Below are 2,715 nucleotides of genomic sequence, written 5' to 3' on the forward strand. Positions count from 1 at the left end.
TCGATCTCGACGGCGTTCGCGTGATCGGGTCTATAGACCTGATCCTTGCCGACCGGCACGGGCGCCTACTCGTTCGCGACATCAAGACAGGTAGTCGCTTGCCGACGAGCCCGATACAGCTAGCCGTCTACGCGGTAGCTGTCGAAGACTTGCTTGGCGAACGCCCGATGTGGGGCGACTACTTCATGTGCAAGAACAATGCGCCGACAGACCCCATCTCGCTACGCAACTTCACGCGTGAAAACGTAGCGGCATGGTTCGTGCAGATGGACCGATCGGAGAAGGCAGGCAACTACCTGCCCAACCCGGGCGACCACTGTAAGACATGCGGCGTGCGCCGGTACTGCTCAGTGATGGGCAGCGACCGGTCCTTTTTTTAGCCAACCATTGCAAGTTGGTTGTCACGAAAGGATTACATGGCTGAGGACTACCCCTACGCCCTTGACCTAGAGCTGAGCGATACCCAGGGCCGGAAGGTCGGCCTGTTTCATCTTCGCGCGCCGTCAGCCCCGGACTTCCTTGCCGAGCTGAGAGAGGTAGACGAGAGCTTCGGTCTAGCTCTCGGCGAGGCCGTCAGAACGGTTCGTACGTTCGCTCTACTGCGGAGCGAGCTAGGCGCCGAACCGGTCGCCCAGGGCGCCCCCCAGCGTCCGGCCGCCCGCCCGGCAACTCGACCCGCACCGCGCCAGACGGCTCCCACGTACGAGGCCCAGGATGCTCCCTGGCCGGACGACCTTCCCCCCGGGGAGGAAGGTCCGCCCGTGTGCTCTCACGGGCCGATGCGGTATGTACCGGCCGGAACGAGCAAGGCAGGGAAGCCCTACAGCGCGTTCTATGGCTGCACGGCAGACCGGAACGACCCAACGCGTTGCAAGAGCGTGCCTGCCTAACGCGTGTACACGATCCAGCGCGCCCGAGCGAAATCGGGGGACGCTGGCGCCACCCTGCCGAATCCTTTCCGGAAGTTCAGCAGGGAACAGGTTGAGTTCCGTCGCGGTCAGCTACATCTGATCGCGGCGGGGCCGGGCGTCGGCAAAAGCGCCCTCTCACTCACGCTCGCAGTAGCCAGCCGAGTACCCACCTTGTATTTCTCGGCAGACAGTGACGCGGCAACCCAATACGAACGGGCCGCCGCAATGCTGTCAGGCCGGGAGATCCACGAGATAGCCGCGATAGTCGAAACCGGAGACACCCGATACCTCGATAGCAAGCTAGCTGGGTTGAGGAAACTCCGATGGTGTTTCGACAGCTCCCCGAGCCTCGACACGATCGAATCCCAGGTCAAGGCATGGGCCTACGTTTTCGGAAACTATCCGGAAAACATCGTGGTCGATAACGTCGGCGACGTCTCGCCGGACGTCGAGGAACGCGGACACATCGGGCTTGAAAGCGTCATGGACTACCTTGCCGATCTCGCAAGGCAAACCGGCGCTTGCGTCAATGCCCTGCACCATCTAACCGGCGATTACGACGACGGCACACAGCCGCCGCCCTTGAGTGCCCTAAAGGGAAAGATCAGCAAGAAGCCCTCCCTGGTCCTGAATCTCTTCAGGCCCGAAGAGGGAAAGCTTGGAGTCGTTATCGCGAAGAACCGCCACGGTCGGCCCGACGTGGCCGGGCGGTATCGGATCGCTCTGAACTCCGATCTAGCGCGAATGCAAGTCACGGACTAAGGCGGCACCTTGCTTTGCACCTTCGGTAACTGCATGAACCTGCGGAAGTGGCACGGGCTTTGCACCGCCCACGATGACCAGATGAAGAAGTACGGGCGATGCTTCCCGACACCATCGGATGGCAAACCGAAGGACTGGCGAGGCTGCGACACCCCCGAATGCATCGGGGTTCACAAGGCGCACGGGTTATGCGCCCGGTGCTACATGGCGAAGCGACGGAAGGAAGCCGCCCTATGCGCGTAAACAAGAAGTACGGTTTCAACGACATTACGGCTCTACACATCGAGGGCTCGGGAAGGCTGGGTATCGTTCCGGGTTCACTCACCCTCATTGATGAGAGGACCGTTGCTTTTATCGACGAGTTTGGCGATCAGGTCAACGTCATGAGTGATCGGCTGATCGCCTCGGAGTGCGCCCCCATAGACGACGATGCGAGCGATGGCGACTCGCAGTAGGGCAAAGGGGACGGCTTTCGAGCGGCTGTCAGCCGACTACCTAGCCGAGTCCATCCCCGGATTCGACCGTATGGGAAGCGTGGACTTCGGGGCGGGCGATCATCGGTCGCCCTACCCGATTCCCCACGAGTGCAAGGCAGAGAAGCGCATCGCGCTCGCTGAGTACGCGAAGCAAATCAAGGCAATCAAGGAACGCCTTGGCGCCAGTCTCGGCGCCGTCATCGTCAAGGCGCCACGCAAGCCCGTCAGTCAGGCGTACGTCCTTCACACGCTTGAGGAGTGGCGGGCGATGCTGCCGACGATCGCGGAACACCTCGACGAGATCGAGGCCCGTCTACACGCTGAGTAGCGGCCAGATGTTTGGCCGAGGTCAAGGAACCCCAGGTCAACGTGCTGCGGCACTTTGCCGGCCGATGCGCACAGTAACCAACTTGCAGACTGGAGACCCTCATGCCCATGACCCCGACTGCTCTCGACGGCCAGTTTGTCAACGCCCTAAGGGAAGTCGTCGCCGACAGCCCTGACCGCGTGTACACGCTCCCCAAGCACATGAAGAACGAGTACACCCCGGAAGACGCCTGCTACTA

Annotated in this window: 5 protein-coding genes; all 5 read left to right on the forward strand. The window is 61.6% G+C overall.

The genetic code is table 11. From position 1 onward, the window contains the following. Positions 1–380: PD-(D/E)XK nuclease family protein (locus ABD120_RS39440; RefSeq protein ID WP_343955617.1), on the forward strand; the 380-nt coding region annotated here is incomplete at its 5' end. 36 nt (positions 381–416) lie between these two features. Further along, on the forward strand, positions 417–890 hold the full coding sequence (locus tag ABD120_RS40005; RefSeq protein ID WP_486348457.1) for a hypothetical protein: 474 nt from the start codon (positions 417–419) through the stop codon (positions 888–890). 3 nt (positions 891–893) lie between these two features. Further along, complete coding sequence (locus tag ABD120_RS39445) at positions 894–1,673, forward strand: DnaB-like helicase C-terminal domain-containing protein (protein WP_343955618.1); 780 nt, start codon at positions 894–896, stop codon at positions 1,671–1,673. Between the two features lie 233 nt (positions 1,674–1,906). Continuing rightward, positions 1,907–2,128, forward strand: a complete 222-nt coding sequence (locus ABD120_RS39450) for a hypothetical protein (RefSeq protein ID WP_343955619.1) — start codon at positions 1,907–1,909, stop codon at positions 2,126–2,128. Continuing rightward, the gene (locus ABD120_RS39455) at positions 2,112–2,477 is read left to right on the forward strand and encodes a hypothetical protein (RefSeq protein ID WP_343955620.1); all 366 of its coding nucleotides are present in this window, start codon (positions 2,112–2,114) and stop codon (positions 2,475–2,477) included. The genes ABD120_RS39450 and ABD120_RS39455 overlap by 17 nt, the downstream gene beginning before the upstream one ends. Positions 2,478–2,715 lie beyond the last annotated feature (238 nt).

Origin of the sequence: Nonomuraea longicatena (assembly GCF_039525605.1) — a bacterium.
In the GTDB taxonomy this organism is placed as follows: Bacteria; Actinomycetota; Actinomycetes; order Streptosporangiales; family Streptosporangiaceae; genus Nonomuraea; species Nonomuraea longicatena.

Excerpts from the sequence above, each read along its gene's own strand:
- ABD120_RS39450 (WP_343955619.1), top strand. The coding sequence starts at position 1,907 with ATGCGCGTAAACAAGAAGTACGGTTTCAACGACATTACGGCTCTACAC.
- ABD120_RS40005 (WP_486348457.1), top strand. The coding sequence starts at position 417 with ATGGCTGAGGACTACCCCTACGCCCTTGACCTAGAGCTGAGCGATACC.
- ABD120_RS39455 (WP_343955620.1), top strand. The coding sequence starts at position 2,112 with ATGGCGACTCGCAGTAGGGCAAAGGGGACGGCTTTCGAGCGGCTGTCA.